At 65.9% G+C, this 21,061-nt stretch carries 17 protein-coding genes; 6 read left to right on the top strand and 11 right to left on the bottom strand.

What is annotated here, in order from left to right; genetic code table 11:
* Positions 1–194 precede the first annotated feature (194 nt).
* From CYJ07_RS03545 to CYJ07_RS03535, 3 genes are all read left to right on the top strand, one after another.
* Positions 195–1,388, top strand: coding sequence for a TRAP transporter substrate-binding protein (locus tag CYJ07_RS03545; protein WP_104202293.1), 1,194 nt, complete (start codon positions 195–197; stop codon positions 1,386–1,388).
* Between the two features lie 118 nt (positions 1,389–1,506).
* Entirely contained in the window at positions 1,507–2,103 is a 597-nt protein-coding gene (locus tag CYJ07_RS03540; protein WP_104202292.1) for a TRAP transporter small permease subunit, read from the top strand.
* On the top strand, positions 2,100–3,419 hold the full coding sequence (locus CYJ07_RS03535; protein WP_104202291.1) for a TRAP transporter large permease: 1,320 nt from the start codon (positions 2,100–2,102) through the stop codon (positions 3,417–3,419). Before CYJ07_RS03540 ends, CYJ07_RS03535 begins: the two co-directional genes overlap by 4 nt.
* A 79-nt stretch (positions 3,420–3,498) precedes the next feature.
* Here CYJ07_RS03535 and CYJ07_RS20415 read toward each other — a convergent pair whose 3' ends face one another.
* From CYJ07_RS20415 to CYJ07_RS03500, 7 genes are all read right to left on the bottom strand, one after another.
* On the bottom strand, positions 3,499–4,143 hold the full coding sequence (locus CYJ07_RS20415; protein WP_197038244.1) for a hypothetical protein: 645 nt from the start codon (positions 4,141–4,143) through the stop codon (positions 3,499–3,501).
* Between the two features lie 86 nt (positions 4,144–4,229).
* On the bottom strand, positions 4,230–4,952 hold the full coding sequence (locus CYJ07_RS03525) for a response regulator (protein WP_104202290.1): 723 nt from the start codon (positions 4,950–4,952) through the stop codon (positions 4,230–4,232).
* Between the two features lie 11 nt (positions 4,953–4,963).
* Positions 4,964–6,385 carry an ATP-binding protein gene (locus CYJ07_RS03520; protein ID WP_104202289.1) on the bottom strand — a complete coding sequence of 474 codons (1,422 nt, stop codon included), beginning with the start codon at positions 6,383–6,385 and terminating at the stop codon, positions 4,964–4,966.
* A complete protein-coding gene (locus CYJ07_RS03515; protein WP_104202288.1) occupies positions 6,382–9,492 on the bottom strand; it encodes an efflux RND transporter permease subunit in 3,111 nt (1,036 codons plus the stop codon). The genes CYJ07_RS03520 and CYJ07_RS03515 overlap by 4 nt, the downstream gene beginning before the upstream one ends.
* Positions 9,489–10,745, bottom strand: coding sequence for an efflux RND transporter periplasmic adaptor subunit (locus tag CYJ07_RS03510; protein ID WP_104202287.1), 1,257 nt, complete (start codon positions 10,743–10,745; stop codon positions 9,489–9,491). The genes CYJ07_RS03515 and CYJ07_RS03510 overlap by 4 nt, the downstream gene beginning before the upstream one ends.
* A 103-nt stretch (positions 10,746–10,848) precedes the next feature.
* Entirely contained in the window at positions 10,849–11,883 is a 1,035-nt protein-coding gene (locus CYJ07_RS03505) for a LacI family DNA-binding transcriptional regulator (protein ID WP_104202286.1), read from the bottom strand.
* Between the two features lie 110 nt (positions 11,884–11,993).
* On the bottom strand, positions 11,994–12,254 hold the full coding sequence (locus CYJ07_RS03500; RefSeq protein WP_269320534.1) for a TOBE domain-containing protein: 261 nt from the start codon (positions 12,252–12,254) through the stop codon (positions 11,994–11,996).
* Positions 12,255–12,442: 188 nt separating this feature from the next.
* Here CYJ07_RS03500 and CYJ07_RS03495 point away from each other — a divergent pair, with 188 nt between their 5' ends.
* Positions 12,443–14,092, top strand: coding sequence for a methyl-accepting chemotaxis protein (locus CYJ07_RS03495; protein ID WP_104202284.1), 1,650 nt, complete (start codon positions 12,443–12,445; stop codon positions 14,090–14,092).
* Positions 14,093–14,157: 65 nt separating this feature from the next.
* Here CYJ07_RS03495 and CYJ07_RS03490 read toward each other — a convergent pair whose 3' ends face one another.
* The 4 genes from CYJ07_RS03490 to ehuR all read right to left on the bottom strand — a co-directional run bounded on the left by CYJ07_RS03490 (position 14,158) and on the right by ehuR (position 18,622).
* On the bottom strand, positions 14,158–15,084 hold the full coding sequence (locus tag CYJ07_RS03490) for a LysO family transporter (protein ID WP_104202283.1): 927 nt from the start codon (positions 15,082–15,084) through the stop codon (positions 14,158–14,160).
* 94 nt (positions 15,085–15,178) lie between these two features.
* On the bottom strand, positions 15,179–15,868 hold the full coding sequence (locus CYJ07_RS03485) for a hypothetical protein (protein WP_104202282.1): 690 nt from the start codon (positions 15,866–15,868) through the stop codon (positions 15,179–15,181).
* Between the two features lie 385 nt (positions 15,869–16,253).
* Positions 16,254–17,189, bottom strand: a complete 936-nt coding sequence (locus CYJ07_RS03480; RefSeq protein ID WP_104202281.1) for a 2-hydroxyacid dehydrogenase — start codon at positions 17,187–17,189, stop codon at positions 16,254–16,256.
* Positions 17,190–17,215: 26 nt separating this feature from the next.
* The gene (gene ehuR / locus CYJ07_RS03475) at positions 17,216–18,622 is read right to left on the bottom strand and encodes a MocR-like ectoine utilization transcription factor EhuR (RefSeq protein ID WP_104202280.1); all 1,407 of its coding nucleotides are present in this window, start codon (positions 18,620–18,622) and stop codon (positions 17,216–17,218) included.
* A gap of 209 nt (positions 18,623–18,831) precedes the next feature.
* Here ehuR and doeA point away from each other — a divergent pair, with 209 nt between their 5' ends.
* Together doeA and doeB are read left to right on the top strand one after the other, a co-directional pair.
* Positions 18,832–20,031 (top strand): ectoine hydrolase DoeA, encoded by a 1,200-nt coding sequence (gene doeA, locus CYJ07_RS03470; RefSeq protein WP_104202279.1) that lies wholly within the window; start codon positions 18,832–18,834, stop codon positions 20,029–20,031.
* Positions 20,032–20,043: 12 nt separating this feature from the next.
* On the top strand, positions 20,044–21,057 hold the full coding sequence (doeB, locus tag CYJ07_RS03465; RefSeq protein ID WP_104202278.1) for a N(2)-acetyl-L-2,4-diaminobutanoate deacetylase DoeB: 1,014 nt from the start codon (positions 20,044–20,046) through the stop codon (positions 21,055–21,057).
* Positions 21,058–21,061: the final 4 nt, after the last annotated feature.

Here is a 21,061-nt window from a genome sequence, read left to right as displayed (position 1 = left end):
GGCCCCGAGCGTTTACGCAGCGTGGCGAGTCGGGCTTGCAGCCGTCGTTATGCAAGCTATACCTGATCTAACCGACGGCAAGTCAGGAATGCGCATGCTGTGACTGCGCGGGCATGGAGGCGTTCGGGACGACTGCGACCGATCAAGGCGGTCCGCAGGAGGCAAGTACAACGATAAAACTTCCGGAGTATCTGATGGCTCAAGACAAGACACCGGCGGCCCCGGTCGACGGCCAGACCGCCACCGACAGCCAGCCCACCAGCACTTCCCGCCGCCGCTTTCTCACCGGTTCGGCGGCAGCCGTGGGTGCGGGCGCCGCGGCCGCGGTGGGCTTTCCCAGCATCGCCGTGGCCCAGACCACCACGCTGCGCTTTCAGAGCACCTGGCCCAACCAGGACATCTTCCACGAGTTCGCCTCCGATTACGTACGCATCGTCAACGAGATGTCGGGCGGTCGGTTGCGCCTGAACCTGCTGCCGGCCGGTGCCGTAGTGGGCGCGCTGCAGTTGCAGGACGCGGTGATCTCCGGCGCGCTCGATGGCGGCCACGGGGTCACGGCCTACTGGTATGGCAAGCACAAGGCCTTCTCGCTGTTCGGTACGCCGCCACCCTTCGGCTGGGATGCGCACCAGTTCCTCGCCTGGTTCTGGAACAGCGGCGGCATGGAGCTCTACAACGAGCTGCTGGAGCGCCTCGAGCTGCCGCTGGTGGGCTACCAGACCGGGCCCATGCCGACCCAGGCGCTGGGCTGGTTCAAGGAACCCATCAGCAGCGCCGAAGACCTGCGCGGGCTCAAGTACCGTACCGTGGGCTTGGCTGCCGACGTGATGCGTGAATTCGGCGCCGCGGTGACCATCATGGGCGGCGGCGACATCGTGCCGGCCATGGATCGCGGTCTGCTCGACGGCGCCGAGTTCAACAACCCTTCCTCGGATCGCCTGCTCGGCTTCCCCGACGTCAGCAAGACCTGGATGCTGCGCAGCTACCACCAGGATTGCGAGGCGTTCGAGGTCATCTTCAACAAGAACAAGCATGACAGCCTGCCGGAGGAGTTCCAGGCGATCCTGCAATACGCCGCCAAGGCCGCCTCGTCGGAAATGTACTGGAAGGCCATGGAGCGCTATCCGAAGGACCTCCAGGCCATGCGCGAGGAGCAGGGGGTCGAGACCTACATCACGCCCGATTCGGTGCTTCAGGCCCAGCTCGACGCATGGAATACGGTGATCGAGAACGAGTCCCAGGACGAATTCTTCAAGAAGGTCATCGACCACCAGCGCGAGTACTGCGAGAGGGTGGTCGGCTGGCACCTCGAGGGCACGACACCCAAGGCGCCGGCCTATCGGCACTTCTTCGGCCGGGAACCCACCGACTCTTCCACCATCCTGTAAGCCACCGGGCCCCGGCGGGGCCCGGACAAACCGTGCCGCCCCGGCACAGGACGTGTCGGGGGTTCGTGTTTCGCTCTGCACCGCCCGGTGGGGTGGGCAGGGGTGGTGAGAGGTGACCATGCGTTTCATCTTTTTCATCGACCATCTCAGCACGTGGGTGGGCAAGGCCTTCGCCTGGGCGATCCTGGTCCTGACCTTCGTGGTGAGTTACGAGGTCTTCATGCGCTACGCCATGGGTGCTCCGACGACCTGGGCCTACGACACCAGCTACATGCTCTACGGCACTCTGTTCATGATGAGTGGCGCCTATGCCCTGGCGCACAACGCTCATGTGCGCGCCGACGTAGTGTCGCGCTATTTCTCGCCGCGCTGGCAGGCGGGAGTCGAGCTGGCGCTGTACCTGCTGTTCTTCTATCCCGGCATCCTGGCATTGGTGTGGAGCGGCTGGGATTTCTTCGGCGCTTCCTTCCGCCAGAACGAGCATAGCTCCTTCACGCCGGGAGGCCCGCCGATCTGGCCCTACAAGTTCGTCATTCCCGCCTGTGCCAGTTTCCTGGCCATTCAGGGCATTGCCGAAGTGGGCCGCTGCTTCCTCTGTCTCAAGCATGGCAAGTGGCCACCGCGTCTGGGCGACGTCGAGGAGATCGCCATCCCGGTCAACAAAGAGGCCGAGATCAAATCCGCCCAGCATGAGTCAGGAGACAAGCAGCCATGAGCGAACCGGAAATCGGCATCATGATGCTGGGCATGCTGGTCATCCTGATCATGCTCGGCTTCCCCATCGCCTTCACACTGATTGCCATGGGTATCGGCTTCGGCTATTTCGCCATCGGCGACATCATCTTTCCGTTGCTGGTTCAGCGCGCCTACGGCGTCATGTCCAACGACGTGCTGATCGCCGTGCCGCTGTTCCTGTTCATGGGCTATATGGTCGAACGGGCCAATATCCTCGACCGGCTGTTCGGCAGCCTGCAGTTGGCCGCGCGCGGCATGCCCGCCTCGCTGGCGGTGGCCAGCCTGATCACCTGCGCGCTGTTCGCCACGGCCACCGGCATCGTCGGGGCGGTGGTCACGCTGATGGGGCTGCTGGCGCTGCCGGCGATGCTCAACGCGGGCTACGACAAGCGCCTGTCGAGCGGGGTGATCTGCGCGGGGGGGTGTCTCGGCATCTTGATTCCGCCCAGCATCATGCTGATCCTCTACGGCGCGATGGCCGGCGTCTCGGTGGTACGGCTGTACGCTGCGGCGCTGATCCCGGGATTGCTGCTGGCGGGGCTTTATATCCTCTATGTGATGGGCCGGGCGATGATCAATCCCAAGGTGGCGCCCAAGCTCTCCGCCGAAAAGCTCGACGTGCCGCTGAAGGAAGTCTACTGGGGGCTCTTGACCTCGTTCGTACCACTGTTCGTGCTGATCATGGCGGTGCTGGGCGCCATCCTGTTCGGCCTGGCCACGCCGCACGAAGCGGCGGGTATCGGCGCGCTGGGCGCCATAGTGCTGGCGACGGCCTACCGACAGATGACCTGGGTGAGACTCAAGGAGGCGGTATTTCTCACCGCGCGTACCAGCGCCATGGTGTGCTGGCTATTCGTCGGCTCGTGGATCTTCTCGTCCGTGTTCTCGCTGCTCGACGGGCATACGCTGATCGAGCACTGGATAAGCGGGCTGTCGCTGACGCCCCTGCAGTTCCTGCTGCTGGCGCAGCTGATGATCTTCCTGCTCGGCTGGCCGCTGGAGTGGACCGAGATCATCATCATCTTCGTGCCGATCTTCCTGCCGCTATTGCACATGTTCGGCATCGATCCGCTGTTCTTCGGTGTGCTGGTGGCGCTGAACATCCAGACCTCGTTCCTGACGCCGCCCATGGCGATGTCCGCCTTCTACCTCAAAGGCATCGCCCCCAAGGGGATACAGCTGGGCGACATCTTCATCGGCATCGCGCCGTTCCTGCTGCTGGTGTTCGTGGCCATGTTCATCCTCTATCTGGTGCCGGGTATCGTGTTCTGGCTGCCGGGGGTGCTCTACAACTAAGCGACGAGAGGCGCCACGCCGAAACGCATCGGGCCCGACGCATGTCGGGCCCGATGTCGTGTGAGGCGTAGCGAAGCGTTCAGCCGTGGTGACGAGTTCCGTGGTGCCCATCGTGGCCCTTGGGATGGCGGGGCTGCACGAAGGCCTGAAGGGCTTCGATCTGCTCTTCGGTAAGTACCTCGGCGAGCGCCTCGCGGTGCTCGTCGCGCAGCGACTGCCGGGCTTCGCGCCTCGCCTCGCGGGAGTCGAACTCCTGGTCGCGCAGTGTCTGCATGTCGGCATACAGCGATTCGCGAAGTTCGGTCAGCCGCTCACGCTCCTCGTCGGAGAGCTCCCAGCTGTCGACCAGCGCGGTCAGACGCTCCTGCATGGCCTCTCGCCGCTGATCGCGGTGCTGATCATGGTATTCGTCGCGCATCTCCTGCTTGGCCTGATGCAGGGCATCTCGCTGCTCCTCGTCGAGAATCTCGTCCATGCGCTCGCGGTGCTGCTCGTGCAGCTCGCGTAGGGCTTGCCTGTGCTCGTCGTGGGCCTGTACCAAGGCGCTGCGGGTCTCCTCGTCGAGATCGGCTCGTTCGAACAGGGCCTGACGGCGCTCCTCGAAGCGTTCCTGTCGCTGCTCTTTCCACTCGCCGTCGCGCTCGGCGGCGGCCAGCGACAGTGGGGCGATGGCCACGGCAAGCAGGGCCGGCATCAACAGGTTGCGGGTAACGTTACGACGCATGGAATCACTCCTTGGCGTTGGGTTGATGCTTGCAGTGTCGTACGCTCCTGTGCAATCAACTTGCATCAAACGTGAAAGAAGCAAGGTCACTCCTCGGGTTGGTACTTGTAGCCGACCCCGTAAACCGAGCGGATGATCTCGCGCTCGGGCCAGGCGTCGGCGATCTTGCGCCGCAGCTTCTTGACGTGGCTGTCGACGGTGCGCTCGGAGACGATGCGGTGGTCGCGATACATGCGATCCATCAGCTGGTCGCGCGAGAAGATGCGCCCGGGCGCCTGCATCATCACCTTGAGCAGCTGGTATTCCACCGCCGTGAGTCCCAGGTCCTGGCCGTCGGCGAGCGCTCGCCAACCCTCGTCGTCGAGGGTGAGCTGGCTGCCGGTGACGGCCGAGGCGGGGTCATGCAGTGCTTGGCTGCGGCGCAGCACGGCCTTGACCCGGGCGACGACCTCGCGCGGGCTGAAGGGCTTGCAGATATAATCGTCGGCCCCGAGTTCCAGGCCCAGCAGGCGGTCGACCTCCTCGACCCGGGCGGTAAGCATGATGATGGCGATGGCCGGCCAGCGCTGGCGAATCTCGCGGCATAGCGTCAGGCCGTCGGTCCCCGGCAGCATCAGGTCGAGCAGCACCAGTGCCGGTAGCGTCTCGGCCTCGGTGCGCTCCAGCAGCCATGGCAGTACCCGGTCGCCGTGGTCGATGTGATGCGTGGCGAAGCCGCTGCCTTCCAGGTAGTCGGCCACCAGTCGGGCGATCTTGGGTTCGTCCTCGACGATCAGCAGGGCATCGCGCGGGGCATCGGAGTCTTGCATGGTCGCCTTCCTCATTCGCGTCCATCGGCCTCGAGGACCGGAAATTCGAGCGTCCAGCATAACCCACCCAACGGCGAGGGCGAGGCTTGCATGGTACCGCCGTGGCACTTGACCAGCGCGCTGGCGATGGAGAGACCCAGCCCGCTGCCGCCGCTGGCGCGGCTGCGCGAGCCCTCGACGCGGTAGAGCCGCTCGGTGAGCCGGCCAAGCGCCGCCTCGGGCACGCCCGGCGCGCTGTCCTGCCATGTCACTCGCACGCGACCTCCCCGCTGGACCAGGCTGACGTCCAATCGTCCCGGAGAGGTGGTGTAGGCGCAGCTGTTGTCGAGCAGGTTGGTCCAGAGCTGCCGCAGGCGGCGGGCATCGCCACGGATCCAGGCCGGCCCCTGGATCGAGGTGGAGAGCGACATGCCGCAGTCGTCGAGCCAGCCGTTCGCCTCCTCGAGGCGGGCGGCAAGGCTCACGGCCAGATCGAGCGGGGCGAGCTGGATCTCCAGGGCCCCAGCGTCGCTCTGCGACAGCAGGCGCAGGTCGGCCACCAGCCGCTCGAGCTGGCTCACCTCCTGAGACAGCGAGCGCAGGTTGTCCTCGTCGAGCGGCCGAATGCCGTCCTGCATGGCCTCGATCTCTCCACGCAGGACGGCGAGCGGCGTGCGCAGTTCGTGAGCGATGTCCGATACCCAGCGGTTGCGAGCCTCGCGGCTGGCCTCCAGCGTGGCGGCCAGGCTGTTGAAATCGCGGGCCAGGCGCGAAAGTTCGTCGCGACCGCGCTCCGGCAGGCGGGCGCTGTAGTCGCCCTCGATCAAGCGGCGGGTGGCCAGTGCCATGCTGCGCGTGCGTCGCCCCAGCCACCAGGCCAGACCCCCGGCAAGCAGCAGCGACGCCAGCCCCAAGGAGGCGACGATGATGCCCAGGTTGCGCTGCTGGCGAGCGAGAAAGATGCGATCCATGCGCGCCATCAACTGCTCGGGAGGGCGGTAGCCCAGGGTGCCGACGCGCTGGCCCTGATGCTCGATGGGCAGCCAGTGCAGCTCGGCGGCCCTCTCGTGATCGTCGGGTGGCAGGCCGATCACCGGCAGTCCTTCGGCGTCGTGCAGCACGAAGTCGCGCGCATCGCCCAGGCGACGCTCGATGCCGTGGGGCGGCCGCTCGCCGGGCCACAGCTGCTGGCGCACCAGGCGCTCCCAGGCCGGCGGCGAGTTGCGCAGCCACTGCCAGCCGCCGCGGCGCGCCCACTCCTGGCCGAGGCCCTCGGCCAGGGTCTCGGCGCGGTTGGCCTGGGTGGTCTCGAGGTACTCCAGAAAGCCGCGATCGAGACTGCGCGATACCGCCAGGAACACCAGCCCGGCGATCGCCACGTTGACCGACAGAATGATCACGAACAGCTTGAGCCCCAGGTGCGAGAAGCGCAGACGGTGCAGACGTAACCTCATCGAATCGGCTCCCGGGAAGAGAAGGATGCCGGTTGCGCGGGCCGCAAGCGCTCGCGCAGGCCCTCCAGCATCAGATAGAGGCAGGGTACCAAGACCAGCAGGATCAGGGTGGCGAACAGCAGGCCGAAGCCCAGCGAAATGGCCAGCGGAATCATGAAACGCGCCTGGCGGGAGGTCTCGAAGATCATCGGGGCGAGTCCGAGGAAGGTGGTCAGGGTGGTCATCATGATCGGCCGCAGACGGCGCGTCGCTGCGGCGACAATCGCCTCGCGTGCCCCAAGCCCTTCGCGGCGACGTCGGTTGGCGTAGTCGATCAGCACCAAGGCATCGTTGATCACCACGCCCGAGAGGGCCAGCATGCCCATCAGACTGATCACCGACAGGCCGTAGCCCATGATCGCATGGCCGGCCATGGCGCCGATGATGCCGAACGGAATCGCCGCCATCACCAGCAGCGGCTGTAGATAGCTGCGGAAGGGAATCGCCAGCAGCGCGTAGAGCGCAATCAGGGTCAGCCAGGTGGCCCGGGTCAGGGCCGAGATGCTGTCGGAAGTCTCCTGCTGGCGTCCGCCCAGGGTCAGCTCCAGCCCCGGCCAGGCGGCCCGCAGAGCAGGGAACAGGTCCGCCTGCAGGGTCGCCACGACCTGATTGATCTGGGCATCACTGTCGGTGTCGGCGGTGACGCTGATCTGTCGCCTTCCGTTGATCCGCTCAAGGGTGGTCGCGGCGCGGCCCAGATGGATCTCGGCGACCCGTTGCAGCGGAACCTCCAGGCCGCCGGGGGTGCGGATCGGCAGCTGTCGCAGTTGGCCCAGGCTGTCCCGCTCATCGCTCGGCAGGCGCACCACCACGCTGATCTCGTGGCGCCCGACGAACTGTTCGAGGGCGGTAGCGCCCTGCAGCGGGCCGCGTAACTGAGCGGCGAGGTCGGCGCCGGTCAGGCCTAGCGTGCGCCCCTCCGGCGACAGGCGCAGCTCGAGTTGCGGCTTGCCGTCGCCCAGGCCGCTGTCGATGTCGGTGAGCCCGTCGAACCCGGCCAGTTCGTCGGCCAGCCGCACGGCAGCGGTTTCCAGTGCCCGGCTGTCGGGGTGCGACAGGCGCAGGGTGAGCCCGGCGCCGGCGCCGGGCCCGCCCACGTCCGACTCGAAGCGTACCGCCTGGACGCCGACGATATCGCCGGCTTGCTCGCGCCAGGCGCGCGCCACCCGCGAAGGCGGCCAGGCATCTAGGCTCTCGCGGGCGAGGGTCAGGCGCACGCTGAGGCGGTCGCCATCGATCTGGGCGCGGGTCGCCGTGAAGCGTGGACCGTCGTTGCGCGCGGCCAGGGCCTGGGCACTTGCCAGCAGTCGGTCGCGAATGCGGCGATCCTCGGCGCTGGGGCTGCCCACCGGCAGGGTCACGCTGGCCTGGACCCGGTCGGATTCCACCCGCGGCATCAGCGAGAAGCCGAGGCGTCCGCTCATGCCCCAGGCAATGGCCACGACGAGCACGGCGACGGCCAGGCTGACGGTGAGCAGGCGCTGGTCGAGGGTGCGTTCGAGAAAGGGGGCGAAGCGCTGCTGGGTGAAGTGGGTGAGCCCGCCCTGCAGCGCCCGCCGCAGACGGTCCAGCGGCCCGAGCCAGGGCGAGGCTTCGCGGCCGCCGGCGCGGTGGGCCAAATGCGCCGGCAGGATGAACAGCGCCTCCAGCCACGACACTAGAAATACCGTAACCACCACCAGCGGGATGACCGCGAAGATCATGCCGAGAAAGCCCGGCAGGAACAGCAGCGGCAGGAAGGCCACCACGTTGGAGAGAATGGCGAAGGAGATGGGTGCCGCCATCTCGCGGGCGCCACGCACCGCGGCCTCGCGCAGCGAATGCCCCTGCTCGCGGTAGCTGTGGATGTTCTCGCCGACCATGATGGCATCGTCGACGACGATGCCGAGAGCGACGATGAAGGCGAACATCGACATCATATTGAGGGAGACACCGAGCCAGGGCAGGAACAGCAAGGCGCCGAGGAAGGCGGTGGGGATGCCCAGCGTGACCCAGAAGGCCAGGCGCGCCTCGAGGAAAAGCGCCATCAGCACCAGCACCAGTGCCAGGCCCAGCCAGGCATTCTTGAGCAGCAGGTCGAGACGGTCACGGTAGATTTCAGAGCTGTCCTGCGACACGTCCAGGGCGACACCCTCGGGCAGTTGCGCCCGCAGCCGCTCGAGCTGGGCGTGGACGGCATCCGAGATTCCGATCGGCGTCTGGTTGCCGGTTTGGTAGACCTCCAGGCTGAGTCCGGGGGCGCCGTTGTAGAGCACCTCGCTGTCGGTCTCGGCGAAGCCGTCCACTACCCGAGCGATGTCGCCCAGGCGCAGCTGTCCGCCGTCGGCGGTGCCGACCAGCGGCAGGTCGGCGAACTCGCGGGCCTCGTCGCGACGGCCCTGGTAGCGGATCAACCATTCGCCCTCGCCGGTGGCCAGGCGGCCTCCGGCCAGGTCGAGCGCCTCGTCGGCGATGCGCCCGGCCAGCCCGCGATGATCGAGCCCGTGGCGGTACATGGCCTCCTCATCGAGCAGCACCTGGATTTCCCGTTCGCGATTGCCGGCCAGCTCCACCTGGGAGATCCCTGGAGAGGCCTGAAGTTCGGCACGCAGTTCCTCGGCGATGTCGTGCAGCAGGCGCTCGTCGACCCAGCCGTGAAGCTGCAGGCTCATGACGCTGCGCGCGCGGCCGGCGAGGCTGAAGCGCGGTGGATCGGCGGCGGCGGGCAGTTGCGTGATCGCGTTGATGGACTGCTGGATCTCCTGATAGGCGCGCATCACGTCGACGCCGTCGATCAAGGTCACCGAGACGCGCCCGGCGCCCTCGTTGGCGGTGGCGGTGAGCTCATCGATGCCGTCGACGTCGGCCAACGCCGCCTCCATGGGCAGCAGCAGGCTGCGCTCCACCTCCTCGGGGGTGGCGCCGGGGTAGCCGATCGCAACATGGACAATCTCCAGTTCGAAGTCGGGAAAGACCTCCTTCTTGATCGCGGTGGAAGCCATCAGTCCGCCGACGATCAGCAGCAGCATGAGCAGATTGGGCGCGACACCGTGATGCACCATCCAGGCGATGGGGCCGCGGCGCGTCATGAGCGGGCCTCCTGGCGTTCGCCGGCCGGTCGCTCGCTATCGGCGATGCGCGGACGCAGGCGCATGCCCTCGCGCGACTGGCCCAACGGCGAGGTCACCACTCGCTCGCCCTCCTCGAGTCCGGCGCCGAGCAGCACACGTGTCTCGCCCTGGTGCACGACCTCGACCGGGCGTCGGCGCAGACGCTCCTCGTCGTCGAGCAGCCAGAGTTCGTCGCCTGGGCGCAGCGCGGCGGCGGGCAGGACGAACAGCCCCTCGCGGGGCCGCGCGGCGAACGTCAGACGCACCACATCGCCCAGGCGCAGGGCGGGCAGGTCGTTCTCCAGGCCGAGGGGATCCTCGACCGCCACCAGCAACTGGGCCTGCAGGCCTTCCTCCTCCAGTACCGGCAGCTTGGCGATCACCTCGCCGCTGCGCGTCTGACCGTCGGGCCAGGTGCGGGTGGTCAGGGTCACGGCGCTGCCGGCGCGACCTTCCTCGGCGGCGTCGAGCCAGGCCAATGTCTCGCCGGATAGTGATACGCGTATCCAGAAGCGCGACACATCCACCAGATGCAAAATCTCGGTGCCGCCTGCGACCGCGCTTCCGGCCCCCAGCAGGCGGGCCTGGACCATGCCGCGCCACGGCGCGACGAGCGTGGCGCGCTCGAGCTCCAGCCGGGCACGGTCCCGCGCGGCGCGGATGCGTGCCACCTCGGCCTCGGCGTTGCGCAGCTGCGGCTCGCGCAGCACCAAGGAGCGCCGCTCGGCGGGCAGCTCGCGGCCGAAGCTGCGGTACTCGGTCTCGGCCCGCTGCTGCTCGCCGCGCTCCATGGCCAGCGCCGCCTCGGCCTGTGCCAGTGCCGCCTCGGCTTCGCGCAGGTTCAGGCGCAGGTCGCTGTCGTCCAGTCGAGCCAATGGCGTGCCGGCTGCCACCACGCGGCCGGGCATGGCCTCGGGGGTGAAGGCGATCAGCTCGCCGGCCACACGGCTGGCCAGGTTGGCTTCACGCTCGGCGACGACCCGGCCGAAGCCGTGCAGTTCCGGAGCGGCCGCCTGGCGCTGGGCCTCGACCACGTCGACCACCAGTGGCGGAGAGAGCTCGGCGGGCGCACGACGCTCGATGCGGGGCGGCTGTGCGAGCAGCCACCAGGCGACGGCGGCCGCTCCAGCCATCAACAGCAGGGCGAGCAGGGTGCCGAAGCCGATACGACCCCGCTGGCGCCGGGCGCGGCGCGGGGAGGAGGGCAACGTTAGCGGGGTGGAGGCGGGCATGGGCGACTCGTGACGGCAGGATGGCCCTGCCAGTTTCCCTCAGCGCGATGCATTCAATGGTCAGGAAGCGTGCAAGCAGTGTGCAAGCGACGTGTCGGCGGGATCAGGAGCAGGTATCGCCATGGATCAATTCGGTATCGAGCAGCCGCGAGTGGGGGGGCTCCAGGCCGAGGATCATGCGCGCGGCGAGGCGCCCCTTGTCGCCGCTCTCCTGGCGCACCGTGGTCAGCCGAGGCGCCCGGTACTGCCCCTCGGCGATGCCATCGAACCCCGTCAGGCACAGATCCTCGGGGATGCGCAGCCCGCGCTGTTCGGCCAGCGTAAGCGCGGTCAGGGCGATGCGGTCCGACATGCACAGCAGCAGGTCGGGGCGCTCGTCGTCGGGCAGGTCGAGGACCGCCGAGATCACCGGGGCGCACACCTCGAAGGTGTTCTCCTCCACGTTCCACATGGGGACGCGCTCAGGAGAAAACCCATGCTGGGCCAGGGCGCGATGGAAGCCGGCCAGGCGCGCGCGGGTGATGGTGCGGTCGGCCGGCAGCAAGGTGTGCTCGGGAGTAACGCGTCCGTTGCAAGTCTCGACGGTGAGACGCAGGTTGAGGATGGCCGGTCGCCGGCGCGGTTTCGCCCTGAGCGCCCGGTCGGCGATGGCGAAGCTGGCCGGCTCGTTGTCGACGTGTACCGAAGGATGGCCCGCCACGTTGAAGTCGACTGCGACCAGCGCGGCATTCACCGGCAGCGAGTCGAACACATCCGAGGTCGGCATCAGGCCGTAGACGATGAAGCCGTCGGCCATGCTGGCGGAGCCGATCAGATGGCTCCTGGCCTGGCGGGCCGAAAGCAGCAGCAGCGTATGGTCCTGGGTATCGAGCACCTCGGCCACGCCCGAAAGGAATTCGCTGGAGACGGCGTCGTTGAGGCTGTAGGTCAAGCTTTCGGCGAGGATCACCGAGATGATGCGCGAGCGCCCGGTACGCAGGCTGCGTGCCTTGGCGTCCGGACCGCGATAGCCCATTCGCCTGGCTTCGGCGAGGATGCGTTCGCGCAGCTTGGGCGAGAGCTGGTCGGGCCGATTGAAGGCGTTGGAAATGGTGGCGGTGGAGACCCCGAGCTCGCGTGCCAGATCCTTGAGTGTCATACGGCGGGCCGGTGGCGACACGTGATTTACCTGCCAATGAGTGCGCCTCCAAGGATACCGCCCCGGCCGGAGCCGGGACAGTCCCGTGCACGGAAATGCTCGATGTCCCGTCAGGCCGCGGCCCGCGTGGCCTTGAGCCCCAAGGCCCGATCGCTTTCGTCGAACAGGTGGATGTGCTCCGGGTCGGGAACGAGGGCCACGCGCTGGCCGATCGACCAGCGCGTGGGCGCCTCGCTGCGCTGGATCAGCAGGGTGTCGCCCTCCTTGGGTTCGAGGTAGACGTAGACCTCGTTGCCCAGGTACTCGACGTTAACGATCTCGAAGCCCTCGCCGCTCCGCGCTTCGGTCAGACGCAGATGCTCGGGACGTATGCCGCGGGTGAGGCAGTCTCCCCGGGCAGGGCCCGAGGCATCCTGCGGCAGGCGGGAGGCAAGTGCAGTACTGCGTCACGAAAAGTTCTACTTAAGTCGAATCCAATAGGGCCGATAAGGAGTTCCAGTGCGCCAACAAGAGCAAAAAGGGATCGCGTTTTACAGCCCATTACCAATTAGGAGACGTGATGCGTCATTGGACAACGAGCAGAAAATTATGGGCCACCTTGGCTCTCATGTGGATTGGCATGCTGTTATTGGTTGGCTGGACGGCGTATGACAAGCGTGCAGGCCTGCTACAGGAGCGGATTACCAGCCTTGAATATTTCGTTGGTAGTGCCCGCGATCTCGTCGTGCATTTTGCCGAGCGCGCCGAGCGTGGCGAATTGAGCGTCGAGGAGGCTCAGTCCCGCGCGATCGATAGCCTGGATAGTCTGAGTTTTGGCGAGGATGGGTATATCTTCGCCTTCGACAGCGACATCGGAATCGTCGCGCATCCGCGGCGGGAACTGGGCGATAGCATGGCGGATTTCCGGGACAAAAATGGGCTCTACCTTTATCAGGAACTGAAAGCGACGGCCGACAGCAACCCACGCGAAGGCGGGTTCGTGAACTACATGTCCGAGCGTGGGCAGGCCGGGGGCGGCCAGGTTCCCAAGCTCAGCTATGTGCAGCGGGTTCCGGGCTGGGAGTGGAATCTGGCCGCTGGCGTTTACATGGATGACATCAACGCAGCCTTCTGGGATAGCCTGATCGAACTGGGCCTGTTACTGCTGCTGATCGGCAGTATTCTCACCGTGGCGATGGGCTGGATCATCAAGGACGTGCTCAAAAGCCTGGGGGGTGATCCACGTCATGCTCAGGAAGTCGTGCAGCGTATTGCCGGGGGCGATCTGACCCAATCCTTGGCTCTCAAGGACGGGGATGAGAGCAGTCTGCTCGCCAGGATCGAAGGCATGCGCAAGCGTTTGGCCTCATCGCTGGAAAATATCCACCGCGGTACCGACAGCATCAATACCGGCGTCGATCAGATCGCCACCGGCAACCACGACCTGTCGGCGCGTACCGAGCAGCAGGCCGCCTCGATCGAGGAAACGGCCTCCAGCATGGAGGAGCTCACCCAGACGGTACGTCAAAACGCAGAGAATGCGCAGCTGGCCAATAAACTTGCCTTGGATGCGAGTGGCACGGCACGCCAGGGAGGCGACATGATGGCGGATGTGGTGACCACGATGCGGGGAATCGCCGAAAGCTCCAGTCGCGTGAAGGACATCATCGAGGTGATCGACTCGATCGCTTTCCAGACCAATATTCTCGCCCTCAACGCGTCGGTGGAAGCGGCACGCGCCGGCGAGCAAGGCCGTGGATTCGCCGTGGTTGCAGGCGAGGTACGCAACCTGGCCAGTCGTAGCGCCGATGCCTCCCGCGAGATTCGTACTTTGATCGAAGCCTCCAACCAGAAAGTGAATGATGGGGCTGGGCTGATCGAGCGCACTGGTGGCACGATTCGTGAGGTGGTGGAGGCGGTCGCACGCATGACGGATCTGATGGAAGAGATATCGTCGGCTTCGCGCGAGCAGAGCATCGGTATCGAGCAGGTCAATACGGCGGTAGGACAGATGGACCACGTGACCCAGCAGAATGCGGCACTGGTGGAGGAGGCCGCGGGGGCGGCCGCAACGCTTCGGATACAGGCTGAGAAGCTTGTTCAGGAAGTTATGTGGTTCCGTATCAATGAGTCTCATCAGCATGAGGCATACCTGCCTTCCCACAAGGCGGAACGGAACGCTGGTGGGTCGCTGCCTGCGCTGGTCAGGACGATAGTCGAACCCGCCTAAGGTAGGTGAGTCGAAGCTGGCGTCGCGAGCTGGTGGTATCGGGCCCGCGGCGCCTTTTCAATCGTCTATAGCGACAGGAAGAACAGAATCAATGGCGGTGACAGCAGCGAAAGCAGGAAACCGCTGACCACGGCGATAGGTACGCAGGCAACGCCGCCGTGCTGCTGAATCACCGGCAGGGTGAAATCCATGGCGGTGGCGCCGCCGTAGCCGATGGCCAGCGGGGCGTGGCGGCGTATGGTCAGCGGAATCAGGACGAAGGCCAGGAGTTCGCGGGTCAGGTCGTTGAAGAACGCCACGCCGCCGAGCAGCGGGCCGAGACGATCGCCGACGAGGATCGCCGAGAGCGAATACCAGCCGAAGCCGGACGCCAACGCCAACCCCTCGTTCCAGCGCAGCGCGAGTAATGGTGCCGCCAACAGGCCGCCGAGCAGCGAACTCGCCGCCAGGACGGCAGCGATCGCCAGGCCGTGACGATTTAGCAGTATCTGGCGCAGCGGCATGCCCGAATTGCGCAGCTGACAGCCGATCAATGCCAGCAGGGCGTAGAGCACCCACTCGGCGAGTCGCTCGGCGTGAACGTAGACACCGCCGCCGATCAACCACCCGAGGATGAGCCCGAGCAGCACGCCGCCGCCGACCACGGCCACCAGTGACAAGGAGCCGAGCAGAGCGGCGAGCTTGGTGGTCGGTGCGCCCGCGACCACCGGTGACGTGAGCATGCGCAGTTCGAGTCGGCGCGACAGCCACCAGAGCGCCGTCAGGTTGCAAGCGCTGATGACCGCGAACAGTTGGAGTGCCTGACCACCCATTCGTGACAGTCCTACGAGCAGGTCGTCGAGGCCCGCCAGCCCGATACCCATCAGCAGCAGAATGACGTAGACCGAGGCATTGACGCCGCGATTGACCCACTCGAGGGCTCCGGCGTGGCGCAGGGGCACCAGGTAGCCCAGCATCAGCGGGAGCAGAACGATCAACAGCCCGGACAGCATCGAGATTCCCTTCTCCCACCCGCATGACGACGAAAGCCGACAACTTTATCAGGCTTTTACGCGCGGTGCCGAGGAGAAGGTCAGCAAGCCGATTTCAACGTCCGGGCGCATCCAGCGCGGTAAGAAAGAGCCGACTCCTGCGTTCGCCGTCGCTCTGGTAATCCACCGCCAGCAGCAGGCCGGGCAACTCTGGGTGAAAATGGAAAAGCAGAGTGCTGTCGGGGCTCTCGGGGTCCTTCACCTCGACCTTGAGCGCTTCGAACTCGCCCGAGGGGAGACGCAGCGTTTCACGCGCCAGCACACGATAATCGAGAGCCTCTTCGCGACCGCGATGATCCTGGTAGGTAAGCCGACAGACAGCATCCTCGCAGCCGCCCGCGAGAGCACGCCGGGAGAGCTCGATCAGAGCGGCCTGACGGTCGACGTGGCGGGTTAGGTCGCCACCGCCCAGCCGATAGCGACCGCTGACGCCCAGCACCGAGTAGCCGCTGGCGTAGTTCACCGAACGAATGCCCTCCGGCGTGACGATGAAACGGCTGCGTTCGTTGCCGCGCGCCACGGCGATGGCAGCCTGCATGCGGCTCTGCCAGTGACCATTCTCGCGGCTCAGGCGGTGGTCGATGGTGGCGTTGGGCCAACCCTTCACTTCGAGTCGATAGCTGGCGTTGAAGGGCGTCAGTTCCGGTGTCGCCGGAATGCGTTCGGCCAGCGCCAGGCCGGAAATGGCGGCCAGCAACAGCGCCGCCAGTCCCCGGCGGGCGGTGGATCCCAGGGTTCGGAACATGTCGGACCTGTCTGCAGGAAAGGGTGACCTTGCATGAGAGCGTGAGAAAGCGATCCGGGTTCCGAGCTGCACATTCTTTTCACGCCTGAGTGCGACATGTTGCTACCGGCTACCTGCCCCTTAGGTGACCTAAGTCAAATGAACCATCGAAACGCAATCGCAAGGGTCAAGCTCAGGGGCGAGGGCGACGAAATTGCAGCTGACGCACTTCGACTCTTCCGCTCGGCAGAACGCCTTGGTCATGAAAAACTTCCTTCATCGAACTCCCATGTCGCGCAAGCTCATGCTGGCGCTGGCACACTCTCTGAGCATTGTCGTCTGGCGAAGTGCCCAAGTTGGCCAGCCGTAGCGTCGAGAGGCCGAGCGCATCCGCCAGGCTCTCTCTTCAGTAGCCGGCCTCGGGGTCGACGGTATCGATCGCCTCGCCGGCCTCGAAGGCACGGATCGCCTCGGCTGCCTGGTCCGCTGCCTCCTCGAGTGGCGTGGGGCCGGCCATATGCGGCGTGATCCATATGCGCGGATGCCGCCACAGCGGGCTGTCTTCGGGTAGCGGCTCGTCGGGGAAGGCGTCGAGCAGGGCGCCACGCAGCCGACCTTCCTCTTCTCCTTCGCCCAGCGCCACGAGCAGGGCTTCCTCGTCGATCAATGAGCCGCGTCCGGGGTTGATCAACGTTGCGCCGGCAGGCAGTGCCGCCAGCGTCTCGGCGTTGACGATATGACGGGTGGAACCGGTTCCCGGCAGGAGCAGCACTAAGGTGCGTACCTCGCCGAGCAGCTCGTTCAACCCCGCATCGCCGTGATGACAGGCGATACCGTCGAGGTTTTTGGGTGAACGGCTCCAGCCGTGTACCGGGAAGCCGTCTGCGGCGACCATGGCGGCCACCTTGGCACCGATGGCACCGAGCCCGAGCACGCCCACCGGCCAGTCGCGCTTGGCGTCCACCGTGAGTTCGCGCCATTCGCGGCGTGCCTGCTGTCGCCGATAGCGGTCGAAGTCACGCTGGAAGTGCAGGATGCCGTAGCGCACGTAGTCGCCGATCAGCTCGGCCATGCCCGCATCGCGCAGCTTGACGATGGGCACGCCCTCAGGGCGGGCGGGGTTGTTGAGCAGGGCGTCGACGCCGGCGCCCAGGTTGACGATGCCCTTGGCGCGGGTCTGCTCGCGCAGCAGCGTTTCCGGCGGCTTCCACACCGCCAGGTAGTCGACGTCGCGACGCTGCTCGGCGGGGTCGTCGGCGGTGACGATATCGGCATCGGGCAATCGCTTGGCCAGGGCGTCGCGCCAAGTCTCGATGTCATCGATGTGCAGCAGTATGCGCATGGCGGTTCCTCGCTCGGTCGGTGGATTCAGTAGACGATCTGCATCATGGGTGGCGGCGCTTCGTCGAGCAGCACGGCCAAGCGCTTGAGCCCTTCCTGCAGGCGCTCGATGTCCTGCTCGGCCCCCAGGCTCAGCCGGATGCGCCGTGGCGGTGGGGTCTGCTCCACCATGAAAGGCACCGCGGTGGTGATGGCAAGGCCCTCCTGTTCGGCCTGTTGCTGCAGCTCCTCGGCGCGCCAAGCGTCGGGCAGGGTTACCCATACATGCAGGCTGGTGGGCCGCGATTCCAGCGTATGGTGGCCGAGCAGCCGAGCGGCGAGGCGCTGGCGCTGGCCGAGCAGGTCGCGCTGCTCGGCGGCCATGGCCTCGACGGTGCCGTCGGCGAGCCAGCGGTCGGCGATCTCGAAGACCAGCGGCGTGGCCATCCAGGTTGTGGCGCGCATGCGCGGCAGCACGTGGTGCAGCTGGCCGCGCGGCACGGTGAGGTAGCCGGCACGCAATCCCGGCACCGTGATCTTGGTCAGGCTGGTGACGTGAAAACCCAACTGCGGGATGCGGCTCGTCACCGGGGTGAATCCCGGCGCCTCCAGCAAGGCATGGACGTCGTCCTCGATCAGCCACACTCGATGGCGGGCCAGTACCTCGGCCACGGCGTCGCGGCGTGTCTCGCTCATGGTCGCCCCGGTGGGGTTGAGCTGGGTCGGGGTGAGATAGAGCGCGCGCGGCTTGAACCGCTGGCAAGCCAGCTCCAGCGCCTCGGGCACGATGCCCTCGGCATCGATGGACACGCCACGCAGTTGAAAACCCAGCGTGCGCGAGAGGGCGATCAGGCCGTGATCGGTCAGGGCTTCGGTCAGCACCAGGTCGCCATGCTGCACGACGCTGGAAATGGCCAGCATCAGAGCGTGGGCGGCGCCGTTGCAGAGAATCCGGTCGTCCAGTTCGCCGGGGACATGAAGGCGCGTCTGCAGCCAGACGCTGGCTCGCTCACGCTGGTGCAACAATCCGGCGATGGGGCGGCAGGCGGTGATCACTTCGGGGCTGGCCTGCTCGGCCAGCTCCATCAGCGCCTGGCGAAAGCGCAGGTGGTGGCCGGGGGGACATACGGGGTGAGCAATCGACAGGTCGATGAGCGGTGCTTCGTGGCGCACTTCCTGGCCGCGCAGATAGGCCGACTCGCGGGCGTCGTCGAGTGCGTTGATCCAGGTACCGCTACCCACCCGCGCCTGGACCAGGCCCATCTTCTCGGCCTGGGCGTAGGCGCGCGACACGGTCTGCACACTGACGCCAAGGCTCTCGGCCAATTGACGGTGAGGCGGTAGCCGAGTGCCGGGAACCAGCTCGCCCTGGCGCACTGCTTCGGACAGGGCGCGGGCGATCGACAGGTATTTGGGGCCCGTATCCGACAGGTACGGAGTTAGGTCAATTGTCATGATTCAATAAAGCCTTTGACCGCCAGCCAAGGGCTGGTGCTACTATCAGCTTAGCGGCATTGAATGGAAATTGTCATGTTTTTGCGCGATTCGGATCATGACAATTTTTCGGGTGACTTCGGCGCACACCCGCCTTGATGACCGCTTCCGGCCCGGCCCTCTCCCACAGGAGACGGCCGGTTATTGGTGATGCGATGGCGAGTGGCCTAATGACACAGGTATCCCTGCCCTTCACTCGTGAAGAATATGCAAGTCGACTTTGGAAGGTCCGTGCCGAGATGGCCAGTCGCGGCATTGACGTGCTGGTCATCAGCGATCCGTCCAACATGGCCTGGCTGACCGGCTACGATGGCTGGTCGTTCTATGTACACCAGTGTGTGCTGGTGGGCCTGGAGGGCGAGCCGGTATGGTACGGAAGGCGCATGGATGCCAACGGGGCGCTGCGCACTTGCTGGATCGACCCCGACAACATCACCTATTACCCCGATTATTACGTCCAGAATCCCGACATGCATCCCATGGACTACCTGGCCCAGTCGATCATGCCCGATCGCGGCTGGCACCAGGGTGTCGTGGGGCTGGAGATGGACAACTACTATTTCTCGGCCAAGGCTTATCAGAGCCTGCTGCGAGAATTACCCCATGCACGCTTCATGGACGCCAACTCGCTGGTCAACTGGTGTCGCGCCATCAAGTCGCCCCAGGAAATCGCCTACATGCGCATCGCCGGCAAGATCGTCGAGGGTATGCATTCGCGCATCCTAGAAATGATCGAGCCGGGCCTGCCCAAGAGCAAGCTGGTCTCGGAGATCTATCGCGTCGGTATCGAAGGCTGTGTCGACGAGCATGGCAACATGTACGGGGGGGACTACCCCGCCATCGTGCCGATGCTGCCTACCGGCAAGGATGCGGCGGCTCCGCACCTGACCTGGGACGACACTCCGTTTCGCGAGGGCGAGGGGACCTTCTTCGAGATCGCCGGTGTCTTCAAGCGCTATCACGCACCGCTGTCGCGCACCGTCTTCCTTGGGCGCCCGCCGCAGGATTTCGTGCGGGCCGAATCGGCGCTGCTCGAGGGGATCGAGAACGGGCTTGCCGTGGCCAAGCCGGGCAATCGCACCGCCGATATCGCCATGGCGCTGGGCGCCGCCATGGACAAGTACGGCTTCGATCGCGGCGGCGCTCGCTGCGGCTATCCCATCGGCATCAGCTATCCGCCTGACTGGGGCGAGCGCACCATGAGCCTGCGTCCTTCCGACGAGACCATTCTCGAACCGGGCATGACCTTTCACTTCATGCCGGGCATGTGGCTGGATGACTGGGGCGTCGAGATCACCGAGAGCATTCTGATTACCGAGACCGGCTGCGAGGCGCTGGCCAACTTCCCCCGTCAGCTATTCGTCAAATAAGGAGAGCCAACCATGAGCAAGCGACCCAGCCCGATTAGCGCCACCGTCGATTTCGACGCCGACGGGGTCCAGCACGGCTTCCTCAAGCTGCCGATCTCCACCGACGATTCGGCGTGGGGAGCGGTGATGATTCCGGTCACGGTGGTCAAGAACGGCGATGGCCCCACGGCGCTGCTGACCGGTGGCAATCACGGCGACGAGTACGAAGGCATCACCGCCCTGATGAAGCTCACCAGTAGCTTACGGGCGGAAGAGGTGCACGGCCGGGTGATCATCGTGCCGATGATGAACACGCCGGCGGCCATGGCCGGGACGCGAACCTCGCCGATGGACGGCGGCAATCTCAACCGCAGCTTTCCCGGCGACCCCGACGGCAACGTCACCCAGAAGATCGCCGACTATTTCACCCGGGTGCTGGTGCCGATGTGCGACGTGGTGCTCGATCTGCACTCCGGTGGGCGCACGCTCGACATCATTCCCTTCGGCGCCTCGCACGTACTCGAGAATCCCGAACAGCAGCGCCAGGCGCTGGAGGGCGCCAAGTCTTTCGGCGCCCCTTATGCCATGATGATGTTCGAGCTCGACGCCGCAGCGTTGTTCGATACCGTGGTGGAGAGCCAGGGCAAGGTGTTCGTGGCCACCGAGCTTGGCGGCGGCGGCACCTCGACCCCCGAGAGCCTCGCCATCACCGAACGAGGCGTGCATAACTTTCTCATCCATTTCGGGCTGATCGACGGCGAGGTGGAAATGCCCACCGAACCCCAGGTATATCTCGATATGCCCGATGCCAGCTGCTACGTGCAGAGCGAGCACAGCGGCCTGCTCGAACTGACCCTGGCTCTCGGCGACGTGGTGGAGAAGGGCGAGGTGATCGCCCGGGTCTACGACATGACCCGTAGCGGAACCCCGCCGGTGGAATACCGTGCCGGCCGCAGCGGGGTGCTCGCAGCACGTCGTTTCCCCGCCCAGGTTCATATGGGCGATACCATTGCCGTCATCGCCGAAGTCGTCGACTCGCTCGGCTGACTCG

Source organism: Billgrantia saliphila, from assembly GCF_002930105.1.
In the GTDB taxonomy this organism is placed as follows: Bacteria; Pseudomonadota; Gammaproteobacteria; order Pseudomonadales; family Halomonadaceae; genus Halomonas; species Halomonas saliphila.
The sequence above is the reverse complement of the archived record's forward strand: the minus strand, read 5'-3'. Positions and strand labels throughout refer to the sequence as shown.

Excerpts from the sequence above, each read along its gene's own strand:
- CYJ07_RS20415 (WP_197038244.1), bottom strand. The coding sequence starts at position 4,143 with ATGCGTCGTAACGTTACCCGCAACCTGTTGATGCCGGCCCTGCTTGCC.
- CYJ07_RS03535 (WP_104202291.1), top strand. The coding sequence starts at position 2,100 with ATGAGCGAACCGGAAATCGGCATCATGATGCTGGGCATGCTGGTCATC.
- CYJ07_RS03510 (WP_104202287.1), bottom strand. The coding sequence starts at position 10,745 with ATGCCCGCCTCCACCCCGCTAACGTTGCCCTCCTCCCCGCGCCGCGCC.
- doeB (WP_104202278.1), top strand. The coding sequence starts at position 20,044 with ATGAGCAAGCGACCCAGCCCGATTAGCGCCACCGTCGATTTCGACGCC.
- CYJ07_RS03485 (WP_104202282.1), bottom strand. The coding sequence starts at position 15,868 with ATGTTCCGAACCCTGGGATCCACCGCCCGCCGGGGACTGGCGGCGCTG.
- CYJ07_RS03505 (WP_104202286.1), bottom strand. The coding sequence starts at position 11,883 with ATGACACTCAAGGATCTGGCACGCGAGCTCGGGGTCTCCACCGCCACC.
- doeA (WP_104202279.1), top strand. The coding sequence starts at position 18,832 with ATGACACAGGTATCCCTGCCCTTCACTCGTGAAGAATATGCAAGTCGA.
- CYJ07_RS03495 (WP_104202284.1), top strand. The coding sequence starts at position 12,443 with ATGCGTCATTGGACAACGAGCAGAAAATTATGGGCCACCTTGGCTCTC.
- CYJ07_RS03520 (WP_104202289.1), bottom strand. The coding sequence starts at position 6,385 with ATGAGGTTACGTCTGCACCGTCTGCGCTTCTCGCACCTGGGGCTCAAG.
- ehuR (WP_104202280.1), bottom strand. The coding sequence starts at position 18,622 with ATGACAATTGACCTAACTCCGTACCTGTCGGATACGGGCCCCAAATAC.
- CYJ07_RS03480 (WP_104202281.1), bottom strand. The coding sequence starts at position 17,189 with ATGCGCATACTGCTGCACATCGATGACATCGAGACTTGGCGCGACGCC.
- CYJ07_RS03525 (WP_104202290.1), bottom strand. The coding sequence starts at position 4,952 with ATGCAAGACTCCGATGCCCCGCGCGATGCCCTGCTGATCGTCGAGGAC.
- CYJ07_RS03540 (WP_104202292.1), top strand. The coding sequence starts at position 1,507 with ATGCGTTTCATCTTTTTCATCGACCATCTCAGCACGTGGGTGGGCAAG.
- CYJ07_RS03545 (WP_104202293.1), top strand. The coding sequence starts at position 195 with ATGGCTCAAGACAAGACACCGGCGGCCCCGGTCGACGGCCAGACCGCC.
- CYJ07_RS03490 (WP_104202283.1), bottom strand. The coding sequence starts at position 15,084 with ATGCTGTCCGGGCTGTTGATCGTTCTGCTCCCGCTGATGCTGGGCTAC.
- CYJ07_RS03515 (WP_104202288.1), bottom strand. The coding sequence starts at position 9,492 with ATGACGCGCCGCGGCCCCATCGCCTGGATGGTGCATCACGGTGTCGCG.